Genomic DNA, 214 nt, shown 5'->3' with positions numbered 1-214 from the left:
GGTGCTGGACGTGGGCTGCGGCAACGGTTATCACTGCTGGCGGATGCTCGGCGCGGGCGCATCCCGGGTCATCGGCATTGATCCATCACCGCGTTTTGTCGTGCAGTTTCTCGCCATTAAACGATTGCTCGGCGGGAACCCGCCGGTGGACGTGGTACCGGTCGGCATAGAAGCCCTCCCCCCCAAACTGGAGGCCTTCGATACCGTGTTCTCG

The 214-nt window shown here is 63.1% G+C and carries 1 protein-coding gene; it reads left to right on the top strand.

All coding sequences use genetic code 11. The features are described from left to right. Window positions 1-214, top strand: a 214-nt coding sequence (locus tag B3187_RS15735) for a DUF1698 domain-containing protein (protein WP_286807407.1), incomplete at both ends; no start/stop codon positions are given.

It is taken from the genome of Marinimicrobium sp. UBA4209, assembly GCF_002381585.1.
In the GTDB taxonomy this organism is placed as follows: Bacteria; Pseudomonadota; Gammaproteobacteria; order Pseudomonadales; family Cellvibrionaceae; genus Marinimicrobium; species Marinimicrobium koreense.
The sequence above is the reverse complement of the archived record's forward strand: the minus strand, read 5'-3'. Positions and strand labels throughout refer to the sequence as shown.